The sequence below is a fragment of the Pseudomonas sp. REP124 genome (assembly GCF_020164475.1).
Classification (GTDB): domain Bacteria; phylum Pseudomonadota; class Gammaproteobacteria; order Pseudomonadales; family Pseudomonadaceae; genus Aquipseudomonas.
Map to the genome: position 1 here is coordinate 1 of NZ_JAIQWX010000144.1, position 15,865 is coordinate 15,865.

General features: G+C 61.4%; 13 protein-coding genes. 2 read left to right on the forward strand and 11 right to left on the reverse strand.

Annotated features, from left to right (window positions below):
* Nucleotides 1–115 precede the first annotated feature (115 nt).
* Nucleotides 116–1,906, reverse strand: a complete 1,791-nt coding sequence (locus K9857_RS24995; RefSeq protein ID WP_224540356.1) for a bifunctional diguanylate cyclase/phosphodiesterase — start codon at nucleotides 1,904–1,906, stop codon at nucleotides 116–118.
* A 132-nt stretch (nucleotides 1,907–2,038) separates the two neighbouring features.
* The gene (locus K9857_RS25000) at nucleotides 2,039–4,120 is read right to left on the reverse strand and encodes a carboxy terminal-processing peptidase (RefSeq protein ID WP_224540358.1); all 2,082 of its coding nucleotides are present in this window, start codon (nucleotides 4,118–4,120) and stop codon (nucleotides 2,039–2,041) included.
* A 138-nt stretch (nucleotides 4,121–4,258) separates the two neighbouring features.
* On the opposite strand from K9857_RS25000, the gene K9857_RS25005 reads away from it, so the two are divergent.
* Complete coding sequence (locus K9857_RS25005) at nucleotides 4,259–5,221, forward strand: zinc-binding dehydrogenase (RefSeq protein WP_224540360.1); 963 nt, start codon at nucleotides 4,259–4,261, stop codon at nucleotides 5,219–5,221.
* 167 nt (nucleotides 5,222–5,388) lie between these two features.
* Here K9857_RS25005 and K9857_RS25010 read toward each other — a convergent pair whose 3' ends face one another.
* From K9857_RS25010 to K9857_RS25035, 6 genes are all read right to left on the reverse strand, one after another.
* On the reverse strand, nucleotides 5,389–6,042 hold the full coding sequence (locus K9857_RS25010; protein ID WP_224540361.1) for an HAD family hydrolase: 654 nt from the start codon (nucleotides 6,040–6,042) through the stop codon (nucleotides 5,389–5,391).
* 34 nt (nucleotides 6,043–6,076) lie between these two features.
* Complete coding sequence (locus K9857_RS25015; protein ID WP_224540363.1) at nucleotides 6,077–7,066, reverse strand: ABC transporter ATP-binding protein; 990 nt, start codon at nucleotides 7,064–7,066, stop codon at nucleotides 6,077–6,079.
* Nucleotides 7,063–7,863 carry an ABC transporter permease gene (locus K9857_RS25020; RefSeq protein WP_224540365.1) on the reverse strand — a complete coding sequence of 267 codons (801 nt, stop codon included), beginning with the start codon at nucleotides 7,861–7,863 and terminating at the stop codon, nucleotides 7,063–7,065. Before K9857_RS25020 ends, K9857_RS25015 begins: the two co-directional genes overlap by 4 nt.
* Nucleotides 7,850–8,686 (reverse strand): ABC transporter permease, encoded by an 837-nt coding sequence (locus K9857_RS25025; RefSeq protein WP_224540379.1) that lies wholly within the window; start codon nucleotides 8,684–8,686, stop codon nucleotides 7,850–7,852. Before K9857_RS25025 ends, K9857_RS25020 begins: the two co-directional genes overlap by 14 nt.
* A 5-nt stretch (nucleotides 8,687–8,691) precedes the next feature.
* Nucleotides 8,692–9,498: an alkaline phosphatase family protein gene (locus tag K9857_RS25030; RefSeq protein WP_224540367.1), complete on the reverse strand. Its 807-nt coding sequence runs from the start codon at nucleotides 9,496–9,498 to the stop codon at nucleotides 8,692–8,694.
* A gap of 158 nt (nucleotides 9,499–9,656) precedes the next feature.
* Nucleotides 9,657–10,721: an ABC transporter substrate-binding protein gene (locus K9857_RS25035; protein WP_224540370.1), complete on the reverse strand. Its 1,065-nt coding sequence runs from the start codon at nucleotides 10,719–10,721 to the stop codon at nucleotides 9,657–9,659.
* Between the two features lie 364 nt (nucleotides 10,722–11,085).
* Here K9857_RS25035 and K9857_RS25040 point away from each other — a divergent pair, with 364 nt between their 5' ends.
* On the forward strand, nucleotides 11,086–11,799 hold the full coding sequence (locus tag K9857_RS25040) for a UTRA domain-containing protein (RefSeq protein ID WP_224540373.1): 714 nt from the start codon (nucleotides 11,086–11,088) through the stop codon (nucleotides 11,797–11,799).
* Here the strand turns inward: K9857_RS25040 and K9857_RS25045 are convergent.
* The 3 genes from K9857_RS25045 to K9857_RS25055 form a co-directional block, all read right to left on the reverse strand.
* Entirely contained in the window at nucleotides 11,775–13,943 is a 2,169-nt protein-coding gene (locus K9857_RS25045; RefSeq protein WP_224540374.1) for a mechanosensitive ion channel domain-containing protein, read from the reverse strand. The genes K9857_RS25040 and K9857_RS25045 overlap by 25 nt on opposite strands.
* Nucleotides 13,944–14,019: 76 nt before the next feature.
* Complete coding sequence (locus K9857_RS25050; RefSeq protein WP_224540377.1) at nucleotides 14,020–14,196, reverse strand: hypothetical protein; 177 nt, start codon at nucleotides 14,194–14,196, stop codon at nucleotides 14,020–14,022.
* A 235-nt stretch (nucleotides 14,197–14,431) separates the two neighbouring features.
* Complete coding sequence (locus K9857_RS25055) at nucleotides 14,432–15,721, reverse strand: M18 family aminopeptidase (RefSeq protein WP_150772629.1); 1,290 nt, start codon at nucleotides 15,719–15,721, stop codon at nucleotides 14,432–14,434.
* Between the last annotated feature and the right edge of the window lie 144 nt (nucleotides 15,722–15,865).

Sequence of the window (15,865 nt, forward strand, 5' to 3'; positions counted from 1 at the left end):
TTGGGGCCGCTTCGCAGCCCAACGGGGGCAAGCCCCCTCGCCACAATGTGCTCATTGCTTGTTCAAACGCGCAAATCTGTAGGAGCGAGGCTTGCCCGCGAAGGCGTCAGGCCGGTCAGCGATGCCCTTCCAGCGCCTCAACCTCACGCACCGACGCCACCAGACTATCAATCACATGCACGCTGAAACCCGGCACATTCTTGGCGTGATGCTTGGCCTGGGAAGCCATTTCCGCAAGCTGGCTGGCGTCGATGGTGCTGCAGGTATCAGGGTGTAAATGCACGACGCCGATGGACAGGGACAGCAGCGGAAATTCCTGGCGCACGCCCTGGCGGTTGGGGGCGATGAAGCAGCCGGCTTCGAGGTGTTCGCTGCGGTAGAAGCGCCGGCACTGGCCCTGGAAGTCTTCCAGCAGCTGGTTCAAACGTTTGCGCCAATCCTCCGGACCGAGCACCAGCAGGAAATCATCCCCCCCGATATGGCCGACGAAATCCCGGGACGGGTCGACGCGGTCGTTCAGGCACTGCGCCAGGCACAGCAGCACTTCGTCGCCACGGCCGTAACCGTAGATATCGTTGAAGGGCTTGAAGCTGTCGATGTCCACGTAGCAAATCACCGACTCCCTTTGCTGTTGCAGCAGCCGCGTCAGGCATTGCTGGATCGGCACGTTGCCCGGCAGCAGGGTCAGGGGGTTGGCGTAGCGGGCCTGCTGGATCTTCAGTTCGGTGATCAGCTTGAGCACATCGATCACCCGGCCCAGGCCCAGATAGCCGCCGTTGAGAGTGATGATGAAATCTTCTTCGATACGCTGCCGGGCGCGACTGGTGATCAGGCGGCTGACCTGTTGCAGCGACTGGCTCATCTCGACGGCCAAAAAGTCATCGCTCATCAAACGGCTGATGGGTTTGCGGGCGAACAGGTCGGTGGCAAACGGCTTGAGCAGGGCGTCCGAGAGTGAATGCCGATGGACGATCCCACAGGGCTGGCCGTGCTCGTCCAGCACCGCCAGCGAGTTCAGATTGGCCTGGCGGCGGAAGGCCTCCAGCACGGTCGCGGTCGGCGTGTCGCGGCCCACGGCGGGTTGATCGTTGAGCAGGGCGGTGAGGTCGCTGGCTTCTTCGCTCAGGACCACAGCGGTGTTGTCCTGTCTCGGCATCAGGCTGCGCGCATCCCGTGACGGATGTTCCTGCGGACGGCAGAGCAGATAACCCTGGACCAGATCGACGCCCATTTCCGTCAGCACCGCCAGCTCTTCAGGCAATTCAATGCCCTCGGCAATCACCTGCGCCCGTGACGCCTTGGCGATTTGCAGGATCGAGCCGACGAATTCGCGCTTGAGCGCATCCTGATGAATGCCGTCGATGAAATGCCGGTCGATCTTCACGTAATCCGGGCGCAGCTCCGACCAGAGGCGCAGGCTCGAATAACCCGCACCGAGGTCGTCCAGGGCAATGGAAAACCCCATCGCCCGGTAGTGATGCAGCGCGTTTTGCAGCAGCTGGAAGTCGTCGATCGGCGTCTGTTCGGTGAGTTCGATGACCACCTGACTCGGCGGAATCCCGTAGTCCTGCAGCAGTTGCAGGGTCCGGCCCGGCTGATGCGCCGACTCGAGCAAAGATTCGGGCGACACGTTGAGGAACAGTTTGCCGGGCAGTTGCTGTTCGCTGAAACGACGGCAGGCGCTCTGCCGGCAGGCGATTTCCAGTTCGCTCAGGCGACCGGCCTGACGGGCAACGGCGAACAGGGCGATGGGGGAGTGCAGCGGACTGTTGGACGGGCCACGGCTCAAGGCTTCGTAGCCCAGAATCTGTCTTTCGCTGAGGCTGATGATCGGCTGGAACAGGCTGTGCAAACCGCCTTGAGTCAGAATTGAGCTCAACGCACTCAGCTGTTCGGTTGTGGTCATGGCGTTCTCTGGCGATAAAAAAAGGACCGGGCGGGCTCTTGTTAAGAGAGCATGCCCAGTCCTTTATTTCACGACAGGATGATGACTGTTTGATGACGATCCGGGGAGCGTCAGCACTAAATTGCCATCACCTCAGTGCTTGGCCACCGCCGTGTTGAGTTTCAGGTAATCCAGCAGGATACGCCCGGTCTCGCTCAGGTAGGCGTCGTCTTCCGGTTTGACCTTGTCCGGCTCGGCCGCCGCGGCGTCTTCGTCTTCCTTCTTCAGCTCTTTGAGCGGCTCTTCGCCCTTGGCCTTGCGACGGATGTTCTCCATGGCCAGTTGCTTGGCTTCGATGTCGGCGTGTTGTGCACGACGCTCGGCTTCATTGAGGCTGACGGTTTTTTCCGACATCAGCTTTTGCGCCAGGGCCAGCTTGTCGCGGATGAACACGAATTCAGCGTCCTTGGCAGTACGCACGTCATGCTCGGACTTGAGCTGAGTGATGTACGGCTTGAACGGGTCGACCGCAGGCTTGATCGCCGCCTTGATGGTGTCCCATGGCATGGCTTCCGGCAGGGCGCTTTCGCCGATTTCCTTGGTGTCGATGATCGACGGGTAATCGATGTCCGGCAGTACGCCCTGGTGCTGGGTGCTCTGGCCGGATACGCGGTAGAACTTGGCCAGGGTCAGTTTCAGCTCGCCATGGTTCAGCGGCTGGATGGTCTGCACGGTGCCCTTGCCGAAGGTCTGGCCGCCGATGATCAGCGCACGGTGGTAGTCCTGCATGGCGCCGGCAAAAATCTCCGAAGCCGAGGCGGACAGGCGGTTGACCAGCAACGCCATCGGGCCTTTGTAGAAGGCACCCGGGTTTTCATCTTCGAGTACGTCGACACGGCCGTCGGCGTTACGCACCAGCACGGTCGGGCCTTTGTCGATGAACAGGCTGGTCAGCTCGGTGGCTTCCTGCAGGGAACCGCCGCCGTTGTTGCGCAGGTCGATGACCACGCCGTCGACTTTCTCTTTCTGCAGTTCGGTCAGCAGCTTCTTCACATCTCGAGTGGTGCTCTTGTAGTCCGGATCACCGGCGCGGAACGCCTTGAAGTCCAGATAGAAGGCCGGGATCTCGATGATGCCGAGCTTGTAGTCCTTGCCGTCCTGCTTGAGGTTGAGCACCGACTTCTGCACGGCCTGGTCTTCGAGCTTCACCGCTTCGCGGGTGATCGGCACGATCTTGCTGGTCTGGTCGTTCGGCGCATTGTTGGCCGGGATCACTTCCAGACGCACCACGGTGCCTTTCGGGCCACGGATCAGCTTGACCACTTCGTCCAGGCGCCAGCCCACCACGTCGACCATCTCTTTGTTGCCCTGGGCAACGCCGATGATCTTGTCGGCCGGAGCGACCAGTTTGGTCTTGTCCGCCGGGCCTGCCGGCACCAGGCGCACGATCTTCACTTGATCGTTGTCGCTTTGCAGCACGGCACCGATCCCTTCGAGGGACAGGCTCATGTTGATGTCGAAGTTTTCCGCGTTATCCGGCGACAGATAGTTGGTGTGCGGATCGTAGGACATGGCGAAGGTGTTGATGTACGCCTGGAAGATGTCCTCGGCGCGGGTCTGGTCCAGGCGCGCCAACTGGTTCTTGTAGCGCTTGATCAAAGTTTCCTGGATCTGCTTGGGATCCTTGCCGGCGATCTTCTGACGCAGAACCTCGTCCTTGACGCGCTTGCGCCACAGGTCATCGAGTTCGGCGGTGGACTTGAGCCAAGGGGCGTCCTTGCGGTCGATCAGCAAGGTTTCCTTGGTGGTGAAGTCGATCTTGTCGACGCCTTTGTTCAGCTCGACAAGGGCGAAGTCCAGACGCGCTTTTACGCGGTCCAGATAGCGCTTGTAGATGGTGAACCCGGCGTTGAGGTCGCCGCTCTTGAGGAAGTCGTCGAACTGGGTCTTCCACTTGTCGAATTCGGCGATGTCGCTGGCCATGAAATAGCTGCGCGACGGATCGAGCAATTTCAGGTAGCTGTCGTAAATGATGACCGAGCGCGCATCGTCCAGCGGCGGCTTGCTGTAGTGGTGGCGCTTGAGCAGTTCCACGACATTCAGACTGGCGATGACTTCGTCACGATCGGGCTGGAGCTTGTCCCAACTGTTGGCTGCAAAAGAGCTGCTCGACAACGGCAGCATGCCGATACCGATGAAAAGGGCGAGGGCAGTGCTGGGGAACAAACGCTTCATGTTGATTCGACGCGGGGACAATTGATAACGCATATTAGGCCGTCTTTGAAGTCGCCGGTTCCACAAGAGCCGGTCGCATAATGCAAAAAGCCCGGCGCTAGCGCTTCGGGCTCAGTCCAGACTCACTATGGAGGCACTGTGAAAGCATTGCAAGGCGTTGACGGTCAAGTGGCGTGGGTTGAACAGCCCGCTCCTGCATGCGATGCAGGGCAAGTTCGTATTCGAGTGGCGGCCGCGGGACTCAATCGCGCCGATTTGTTGCAGAAGGCCGGTCTTTATCCACCGCCACCGGGTGCCAGCGAGGTGCTCGGTCTAGAGTGTTCGGGGGTGATCAGCGAGGTCGGGCCGGGCTCTTCCTGGCAGGTGGGCGATCGGGTTTGCGCCTTGCTGGCCGGGGGCGGGATGGCCGAAGAGGTGGTTGTCGACGGACGGCACGTGCTGCCGGTTCCCGACGAAATGTCGCTGGCCGCAGCCGCGGCGGTACCGGAAGTCTATGCGACGGTGTGGCTGAATCTGTTTCAACTGGCAGCGCTCAAACCGGGCGAGAAAGTTCTGCTGCATGCCGGAGCAAGTGGCATCGGTTCAGCCGCCATTCAGCTGTGCAAGGCGTTTGGCAATCCGTGCTGGGTGAGTGTCGGCTCTGCCGAGCGCCTGGCCTACTGTGAAGCGCTTGGCGCCCAGGGCGGCGTGGTGCGCACGGATGATATGGAGGCACTGCGTGAGCTGGGGCCGTTCGATGTGATTCTCGACCCGGTGGGTGGTAACTATGCCGCTCTGAACGTGAAGCTGCTGGCTGTCGACGGTCGTTGGGTGCTGATCGGGTTGATGGGTGGTCGTGAAACCAAGCTGGATTTGGCGCAGATTTTGTCCAAGCGCGTGCAACTGCTGGGCTCGACCTTGCGTAGCCGCAGCGATCAGTTCAAGGCGGATCTGTTCAGTGATCTGAGCCAGCATGTGTGGCCGTTGTTTGCTGAAAAGCGCCTGAGTCCGCAACTGGCCAAGACCTTCCCGATCGAAGAGGCCGATGCGGCGTTTGCCGAGTTGGCGAGCAATACAGTGGCGGGGAAGGTGGTGTTGGTGATTGATTCGAGCCTGACCTGACACCACCAGAAACTGTGTGAAAAACCTGTGGGAGCGGGCTTGCCCGCGATGGCGGCGTGTCAGGCACCAATGATGTTGGATGTGCCGGCCTCATCGCGGGCAAGCCCGCTCCCACAGGGTTTGGTGTTTCCACAAGATTTTGTGTGAGCTGGAATATCGGGGCTTGGTTATTTCCAGAGATGGATCGGCCAGCCCGCTTTCTCGGCCTGTTCGCGCAGTGTCGGATCGGGATTCACCACATGCGGGTAGTCAACCTTCTGCAACAGCGGCAAATCATTGCGTGAGTCGGAGTAGAAGCTCGCGCCTTCCAGGTTCTCCTCTTCGGCATCCAGCCATTCCAGCAACCGGGTGATCTTCCCTTCGCGGTAGGTCAGGGTGCCGACGGTCTTGCCGGTGTAAAAACCGTTTACCACTTCCAGCTCGATCCCCAGGATCTCGTCGATGCCCAAGCGTTCGGCAATCGGTGCGACCAGGTGCACGCCCGAGGCCGAGATCACCAGGATGCGGTCGCCGGCCTTGCGGTGGGCGGCGATGGTCTTGGTTGCGTCGCTGAAGATGATCGGTTCGATGAAGTCTTCCACCCAGGGGCCGACCAGGTGCTCGACCTCTGCCGGCGTGCGGCCGATCAAGGGTTCCAGGCTGAAGGCCATGTAGTCCTCCATCGCCAGGTGTCCCCTGCCGTAGGCATCCATCAGTTCCTTGTCGCGACGCAGGAAGGATTCGCCGTCGACCCAGCCGAGGCGGACCATCTGTTCGCTCCAGAGCGACGCGCAATCGCCGTGGATCAGGGTTTCGTCCAGATCAAAAATTGCCAGGGCCATCAGTGCAGTTCTCTCTTAAGCGTCAGCGAAGCCATCAGGCTACCTCACGCAGGGCTGTCGGATCGATGGAAAGCGCCAGGCGCTGACCATCGGGATGCAGGTCGGCGCCCGAGCGGTTGAGCACGTCCACCACCAACTCCACGCCCCGGGCTTCGACCCGATAGCGGATCACGTTGCCCAGCAGGCTGTGGCTGCGCACCTGGGCGTCCAGCTCGCCGTTGAGGCTCAACTGGATCGCTTCCGGGCGAATTGCGATACGGTGGTTGATCGGCCGTTGCAGCAGCTTCGATGCGCTCTCGGCGTCCAGCAGGTTGTAGTTGCCGATGAAGCCGGCGGCGAACACGTCCACCGGGGCGGTGTAGAGGGTTTCGGCGTCGCCGCTTTGTACGATTTTTCCCTGATTCATCAGGAAAATCCGGTCAGACATGGTCAGGGCTTCTTCCTGATCGTGTGTGACGAAAATCGTGGTCAGGCCGAGTTCGCGCTGGATCTGACGGATCTGCTCGCGCAAGTGCTTGCGAATCCGCGCATCCAGGGCTGAGAGCGGTTCATCCAGCAGCAACAGCCGCGGGCGTGTCACCAGCGAGCGGGCGAGGGCGACGCGCTGGCACTGGCCGCCGGACATCTGATGGGGATAGCGGGCGGCAAAGTCCTGCAGCTCCACCAGTCTCAACACTTCGGCCACGCGTTTCTGGCTGTCGTCGGCGTTGACCTTCTGCATGCGCAGACCGAAGGCGACGTTTTGCTCCACGGTCATGTTGGGAAACAGCGCATAGCTCTGGAACACCATGCCGATCCCGCGCTTCTGCGGGCTCAGGGGCACGATATCGACGCCGTCGAGCAGGATCTTGCCGCCGTCCACCGGCGTCAGCCCGGCGATGCAGCGCAGCAGTGTGGATTTGCCGCAGCCGGACGGGCCGAGCAGGGTGACGAACTCGCCTTTCTGGATCTCGCAGTTGATGTCGCTGAACACTGTGGTGCCCGCGTAATTCTTTTGCAGGTGTTGGACGCTGACATAGCTCATTCGCTTTTGTCCTTGTTCAAGATGTTCGCCGCCCAGGTCATGACCAGTACGAAAAAGAAGTAGGAAATTACCAGCGCACTGGTGAAGTGGCCGCTGCTGTTACGCATGTTGTTGAGGTAGACCTGCAGGGTTTCGTAACGGGTGCCGACCAGGATGTTGGCGAACACGAACTCGCCGAACAGGAACGAGAACGACAGCAGCAGCGCCACCATCAGGCCCTTGCGCAGGTTCGGCAGCACCACCAGGATCGCCGCCTGAAAGGTGCTGGCGCCGAGCAGTTGGGCGGCGTCCATCAAGTCGCGAAGATTGATAGCCTGCAGGTTGTTGGTGATCGCCCGGTACATGAACGGCAGCGCCACGGTGAAGTAGCAACCGATCAGGATCCACGGCGTGCCGACCATGGCGAACGGCCCGGAACCGTAGAGCTGCAGCAGGCCCACCGACGACACCACCGGCGGCACGGCGAAGGGCAGCAGGATCAGGATGTTCATCAGCGCATCGAGTTTCGGGAAGTGGTAATGCACCACGAACAGCAGCGGCAGAATCAGCACCACCGAGAGAATCAGCGCGCCGATGCACACCAGCAGCGACTGGCCGAAGGCATGGAGAAAGCGCGGATCGCTCCACAACTGCACATACCATTTGATACTGAAGCCGCTGGGCAGGATGGTGGCCGACCAGCTGCTGGAAATCGAATAGATGAAGGTGCCGAGTAGCGGCAGCAACAGGATGGCAAACAGTAGATAGACCACTACCCGGTGATAGATACCGACGGGGCCCGATTCAGCGCGAGACATGGTAGCTCCTCTTCAACAGCAGCTGATGCACGACGGTCACCAGGGTCATCAACGCCACCAGCACCACGGCCAGGGCGCTGGCCAGGTTCGGGTCCAGGGAGATGTCGCCCGAGACCATCGCCGCGATCCGGATCGGCAGCACGTTGAAGTTGCCGGTGGTCAGGGCGTACACCGTGGCGTAGGCGCCGAGGGCGTTGGCCAGCAGGATCACGAAGGTGCCGAGCAGTGCCGGGGTCAGCACCGGCAGGCCGATGTGCCGCCAGAATTGCCAGCCGCTGGCGCCGAGCAGTTCGGCGGACTCGCGCCAGTCTTCGCGCAGGGCATCGAAGGCCGGGTAGAGCAGCAGCACGCCCAGGGGAATCTGGAAGTAGGTGTAGAGAATGATCAGCCCGGTTTTCGAGTACAGGTTGAAGTCCTGAATCAGCCCGGCCTGCTTGAGCATGATGGTGAAGCTGCCGTTGAAGCCCAGCAGGATGATGAACGCGAACGCCAGGGGCACGCCGGCGAAGTTGCTGGTCATGTTGGCGAAGGCGTTGACGAAGTTGCGCAGCTTCGAGTCGACCCGGCGCAGGGAGTAGGCGCCGAGCACCGCGATGATGATGCCGAACACGCTGGACCAGAAACTGATCTCGAGGCTGTACTGGATCGCCTGCAGATAGAACTTCGAGCTGAAGATCTTGGTGAAGTTGGCCAGGCCCCAGCCGAACTCTTCCGACTCCAGGCTGTTGATCATCACCCACAGCAGCGGGGCGATTTCGAACACGATAAAGAACAGGGTGAACGGCACCAGCCACAAGGCGGCCAGCCATTTGCCGCGAGTCATGGCATTCACTTGAGCAGCTCCCGGCACACGGGTTTGTCGTGGGGCACGCCCAGCAGTTCGCAGACGGTGCCGCAGATTTCGGTCTGTTTCGGTGTCGCGCTGAGATTGAAGCTGAAGGCGTCGCCGAGGACGAACAGCGGCACTTCACGCTCTTCGGGCAGCAGGCCGTTGTGGGAGCGGTCGTTGTTCATGCCGTGGTCGGCGGTCACCAGCACCTGATAACCGGCGTCGAGCCAGCCTTGCAGATAGTCGGCGATGATGATGTCCGCCGAGCGCGCGCTGTTGCGGTACTGCGGTGTGTCGAGGCCATGCTTGTGCCCGGCGTCGTCAATGTTCATGGGGTGAATCAGCAGAAAGTTCGGCGCATGGCGCAGGCGCAGGTTTTCCGCGTCGGCGAACAGGTGCGAGTCGGGGTAGTGATCGTTCCAGTAGAAATGCCCGTGCTGGATCGGCAGTTGCGGATCGTCGGTGTGGCGATCCCGAGCCGCCACGAATGGCGAGCGGTTATACAGTTCGCTGACCCAGTGGTAGGCCGCTGCAGCGGTTTTCAGGCCGGCGTCGGTGGCGTAGTGATAGATGCTGCGCTGGTTGGACAGGCGCGAGACGTTGTTGTGCACGATGCCGCTCTCGATCGGCGGCACGCCGGTCAGGATGCATTCGTACAGCGGTCGGGACAGGGCCGGCAATGCGCACTCCAGTTTGTAGAGCGCTGCGCGTCCTGCGCCGACATAAGCCTGCAGGTGCCCCATGGCGTGGCGGGCGACCTCATGGTTGAGGCCGTCGAGCACGACAAGGATGACGTTGTGCTTCATAGGGGCGAAAACTCCAAGAACTGTGTTTGACTCGGTCCCCTGTGGGAGCGAGCCTGCTCGCGATGAGGACCTGTAAGTCAACATCAATGCTGAATGTCAGATCGCTATCGCGAGCAGGCTCGCTCCCACACTGGATTCCCAGCGCTTGTGCTACAGCATCACTTCATCTCGACAATGACTTCTTCGTTCCACTTCTGAGGCAGTGCCTTGGAGGTCTTCTCCCACGCATCCGCATCCTTGATCGGCGTAACTTTTTTGTACTGCTCGTTCGGCAGCAGCTTGTCCTTGACCTCGGGTGGCAGGGTGATGTGCTCGGCGCGGATCGGACGGGCGTTGCCCTTGGCCAGGTTGATCTGGCCGGCGTCGCTGAAGATGTATTCGCGGGTCAGCTTGGCGGCGTTGGGGTTCTTGGCGTATTTGTTGATGATGGTGGTGTAGCCGGAAATCACCGAGCCATCGGACGGGATCAGCACCACGTAGTCATCCGGGTTGGCCATCTTGGCCTTGTAGCTCAGGCCGTTGAAGTCCCAGACCACACCGACTTCGATCTCGCCTTTTTCCATGGTGGCGATGGTCGGGTTGGCCATCGACAGGCGACCCTGCTTGGCGATGTCGGCGAACAGCAGCAGAGCCGGTTGCAGGTTCTTCTCGTCGCCACCGTTGGCCAGTGCCGCGGCCAGAACGCCGTTGGCTGCCTGGGCCGCGGTGCTCACGTCACCGATGGACACCTTGTACTTGCCGCCTTTGAGGTCAGCCCACTTGGTTGGCACTTCGGAGCCGTGCAGCAGCTTCTTGTTGACGATGAAAGCGATGGTGCCGGTGTAGGCCAGCGCCCAGTTGCCGTCCTTGTCCTTGGCCCAGTCCGGAACCTGATCCCAGGTGGTCGGCTTGTATGGTTGCACCACGCCCTGCTTGACCGCGATCGGGCCGAAGGCGGCACCGACGTCGCCGATGTCGGCGCTGGCGTTGTCTTTTTCCGCTGCGAACTTGGCGATTTCCTGAGCCGAGCTCATGTCGGTGTCGATGTGTTTCAGGCCGTATTTCTTGGCCAGGTCTTCCCAGGTGCCTTTCCAGTTGGCCCAGTCATCGGGCATGCCGACGCTGTTGACTGCGCCTTCCGCTTTCGCAGCGGCTTCCAGGGTTTTCAAATCGTCTGCCGCCATGGCGGCGGTGCACATGGCAATGGTCGAGCCTAACAGTGATGCCAGGAAAAACTTTTTCATTCCAAAGCTCCTTGGGTCGTGTTCAACGCTGCGATTGCGGTTTGTGGTTGGTCTAGGTCAGCAATACCTGAGCCAATCTAAGGGGGCTGGATGACACTTTGATGTCGTTCGTCGCCCGGATCGGCGTTTATTTGCCCGGCATTGGCGGGTGTCCGGTAAGCGTAGACCATCGGTAAACCCCCGCTGTGCAAGGGGCTTGGCCGATGAATTGCAAGCTTCAAAGCGCAGTGAAAACACGACCGTTCGGTCGCTTGTCACATCACAGTCATCTGCACTGCCTACGCTTGCAGGATGCTCAAGGAGGCCGTTTTTCGTGTGGTTCTGCCCCGGAACGGTGCTGGTCTAGTCCAGATAGGTAACGTTGATGCGTGATGAGGCAACAAAAGCGGTGACCGCCATTGGCCAGGTGTTGCAGGAGCAGCTCGATCACGGCTTGCTGGCGCCGGGCAGCAAACTGCCGGCCGAGCGCAAACTGAGTGAGTTGTTCGGGACGACGCGGATCACTGTGCGCGAGGCTTTGTTGCAGTTGGAGTCTCAGGGACAGATCTATCGCGAAGAGCGGCGGGGCTGGTTCGTCTCGCCGCCGCGCCTGGCTTACAACCTGATGCAGCGCAGCCACTTTCACGCCATGGTCAGTGCGCAAGGGCGAGTCCCTTCCACCGAGGTGATTTCCGCGCGCTTGCAGCCGGCGTCGGCGGCGGTCTGTGCCTGGTTGCAGTTGCCGGCGCTGTCGAGCGTGATCCAGATCTGCCGCTCACGGCGCATCGATGGGCGACTGGTGCTGTATGTCGAACACTACCTGAACCCGCAGTATTTCCCTGGGATCCTGGAGTTCGATCTGAATCAGTCGATCACCGAGCTGTATGCGCGGCACTACGACCTGCATTACGGGCGGGTGCGTTTCGAGATCGTGCCGACGGCCTTGTCGGTGGACGCGGCCGCGGCGCTACGGGTGTCGGTGGGCAGCCCGGGGTTGCGCATTGCCCGGGTCAATTATGATCAGCACGAGCGGCTGATCGACTGCGATCTGGAGTTCTGGCGGCATGATGCGATTCATGTGGGCGTCGATGTGGTCTGATCCGGACCACCGCCGGCGGTGATGACCTGCACGCTCATGCGCGGCGTCGCCAGGTCCATCCCGGCTTCATCCAGATGGCGTTTGAGCGACAGGTTGAATGCCCGTGACACCTCCCACTGTTTGATCGGCGCGGTCTTGAAGCGGGCGCGCAGGATCGCGTTGCCCGATTCGAAACTTTCCACACCCTGGATTTCCAGCGGCGACCAGATGTTGCGGCGCTGTAGTGGATCTGTGCGCATTTTCTGGCCGACGTCGCGCATCAGCTTGATCGCGCTGTCGATGTCCATGCTCGCCGGCACCGCCACCCGGAAGATCGCGTAGCCGAACTCCCGGGAGTAGTTCTTGATGCTTTTGATTTCGCTGAACGGGATGGTGTGGACGATGCCGTCGATATCCCGCAGGCGCACGGTGCGGATGGTCAGGCCTTCGACGGTGCCCAGGTGGCCGCCGACGTCCACGTAGTCGTCGATGGCCAGGGAGTCTTCGATGATGATGAACAGCCCGGTGATCAGGTCGGCCACCAGCGATTGCGCACCGAAACCGATGGCCAGACCGATCACGCCGGCACCGGCCAGCAGTGGCGTGACGTTCATGCCCATGTTCGCCAGGGCGACGATCAGCGCGATGATGAAAATCGCTACGAACAGCACGTTGCGGATCAGCGGCATCATGGTCTGCGCGCGGGCGTTGGCCAGGCCCTTGCGCGAGCGCGTGAGGGCGTGGTGCACGGCGGTGTCGGCGAGAATCCAGATCAGCCAGGCAAAGATCAGCGTGCCGCCGAGGCTGAACAGTTTGACGCTGATTTCATGGCCTTCGCCTTCGGTGAAGCGGATCAGCGACATGCCCCAGACCCTCAGTCCGAGTTCGATGAACGCCAGCCACACCAGCAGGTGGGCGAGGGTATAGAAGAAGCTTTTCAGCCGTTCGGAATACAGCGCGTGGCGCTTCACGCCGCGATGGGGCTTGAGGGCGTGGCGGCGCACCAGGCCGTTGATGACCATGCACAACACCAGCAGCACGGTACAGATCAGCGACTGGCGAAGGGCGGTGCTGGTATCACCGGCGGAAACGAAGGTGGCGAACAGCGAAATGCCCACCAGCACCAGCGCCGGCACGAACCAGAAGGTGCCGAGGATCTCGATGCTGTCGCTCAGGGCGCGGCGGGTCAGGCGTCGGGACAGCGGCTGGTTGCGGATCAAATGGGCAATCGGGCGGCGGAAACGCAGGATGAACAGCCCGGTGGACAGCGCCGCCAACACATTGGCCACTGTCGCGGCGCTGTGGGCCAGATGCACGCCCAGGCTGTTGACCAGTCGCGGGTCGTTCAAGGCTTCGCCGAACGCGGCGAAGCTGCCGATCAGCCACAGCGGGTGAAAGGCCTGATGGCGCAGGATGTACAGGGCGCGGTGGCGGTGCGGGCCGTCGAGCAGGGAAAAGGCGATCACGCAGATTGCCGAAAAGCAGGTGCCGACCACCAGGGCATAGGCCAGCACCATGGCCAGGCTCTTGCCCAATGACGGGGGCAGGGCGTAGCTCATGTAAACGGTGATGACCAACGCGATCAGCCAGGGCCCGAGCTTGCGCAGGGCGAAGCGCAGCAAGTCCAGGGCCCGGGGGTGTTGCGGCAGCTCTTCGGTCAGACCGAAACGCATGCGTACCCGATGGCTGATCCAGATCAGCGCCGCCGCCAGCAGGCTCCAGACCATCAGGATCATGGCGAAGGCAAAGATGATCGGCAGCCATTCGTTGGCCGGCAGGATCAGGGCGTTCAGTTCGTCACGGGCCAGATCGAATTCGTCGGACCAGCGCGTCAGCGGGCTGTCGGCCCCGGTGAATTGTTTTTCGAAGCTGGCGAGGGTCCCACCGATCAGGCCCAGCACGCCTTCTTCGGTGGCCGGCTGGGCCTTTTTTGTGGCGTCGCGCAGTTTCTTCAGGTCCGCCAGCAGCTTGGTGCGCTGCTGGTCGTTCTCCAGTGACTTGATCACTTCGTCCAGGGATTGCCCGAGGGGTTCCTGGGCCTGGGGCTGGATGTTGGACGAACTGTTGAGCAGGCTCGGCAAGCCGGCGGCTTGGGCAGGCGCCATCGACAGCAGCATCAGGCCGATGAGGAAAAAGCAGGGTAGGGCAAACAGACGGGCGAGCACTGGGCGGTCAACCTCGGAGTGAACGGGTCGACCGAGTGTACGAGCCCGTCAAAATCAATGCGAGTCGGGTGGGTGTTTATTCGTTGAGCTTGGCGAGGATCTTGATCACGACAGTGGCGAGGATCGTCAGCATGCCGATCCACATGGCGAACACGCCGAGGTTTTTATCGCGGAAGTTGAAGCCGATGGCGAGCAGGATCATGCCGGTGAGAATCGGGACCAGCATGTAGTTGAAGGTGGACAGCGAGATCATGGCGACAGCCTTGTCGGGAGGGATAACGTGAGTCTAGGTGGGTTTTCAGCGAATTAAACCCGTTGAATCAAACCGCATTCGCCCTCTGTAGGAGCGAGCATGCTCGCGATGGACTCGAGGGCGCCGCTGGGTGTCAGGTACCCAGCGTAATCGTTGACGACCATCGCGAGCATGCTCGCTCCTACAGTTGGAGAATGTATTCCAAGGTGGGAGCGAGCCAACCCGTAGTTCAGCGTTACGGCAATTCGCGGCAGGCGTAGAACGCGCTCAGCACTTTGACCAGGTGCGCCAGGTCGTGGCTGCCGCACAGTTCGCGGATCGAGTGCATGGCGAAGGTCGGCAGGCCGATGTCCACGGTGCGCACGCCCAGGTGGCTGGCGGTGATCGGGCCGATGGTCGAGCCGCAGCCCATGTCGCTGCGTACCACGAAGCTTTGCACCGGCACTTCCTCGGCCATGCACAGATGACGGAAGAACCCGGCGGTTTCGCTGTTGGTGGCATAGCGCTGGTTGCTGTTGACCTTGATCACGGGGCCGGCGTTGAGTTTCGGGCCGTGGTTGGCGTCGTGCTTCTCGGCGTAGTTGGGGTGTACGCCGTGGGCGTTGTCGGCCGAGACCAGCAGGGATTTCTGAATGGTGCGTACGAATTCGTCACCTTCAGGCAGCAGACGACGCAAGGTCTGCTCGAGCATCGGGCCGTCGGCGCCGCAGGCGGAGCAGGAACCCACTTCTTCGTGGTCGTTGCAGACCAGCACGCAGGTTTCGTCGGTGTCGGCGGTCAGCAGCGCTTGCAGGCCGGCGTAGCACGACAGCAGGTTGTCCAGGCGCGCGCCGGCGATGAAGTCGCCGTGCAGGCCGATGACGGCGGCGCTTTGGGTGTCGTAGAAGCTCAGCTCGTAATCGAGCACCACGTCGGCGTTCAGGCCGTGTTCGCGGGCCAGTTGATCGGTGATGACGGCGCGGAAATCCACGCGCTCGTCGCCGGCGAATTGCGCCAGCACCGGCGGCAGCTCGGTTTGCGCGTTGATCGCCCAGCCCATGTTGGCTTCGCGATTGAGGTGGATGGCCAGGTTCGGAATGATCGCGATCGGCGCCTTGAAGTCGATCAGCTGGCTTTCGACCTTGCCGTCGCGGCGGAAAGTCACGCGGCCGGCCAGCGACAGGTCGCGGTCGAACCACGGCGCCAGCAGCGCGCCGCCATAGACTTCCACGCCCAGTTGCCAGAAGCCCTGGCGTTGCAGTTCCGGCTGCGGCTTGACCCGCAGGCACGGGCTGTCGGTGTGGGCGCCGACCAGGCGAATACCGCCGTGCAGGGGCGAGTGACGGCCCATTTTGATCGCGACGATGGAGGAGTCGTTACGGGTGACGTAGTAGCGGCCATTGGCTTCGGTGTGCCACGGCTCGCGCTCGTCGAGACGCTGATAACCCGCCGCTTCCAGACGCTGAACGAGGCTGGCGGTGGCATGGAATGGGGTAGGGGAGGCCTTGAGGAAGTCGATCAGGCCTTGGTTCAACTCTTCGCGCATAAGTAGCTCCAGACAGCAATGGCGCCAGTTTAACGTATTGGCTGGGGAATTGGCGGTGGACTGCCGGGGATGAACCGTGATCTCGAATCCGCAGGAGAACCCTGTGGGAGCGGGCTTGCTCGCGAAAGCGGTGTGTCATTCAAC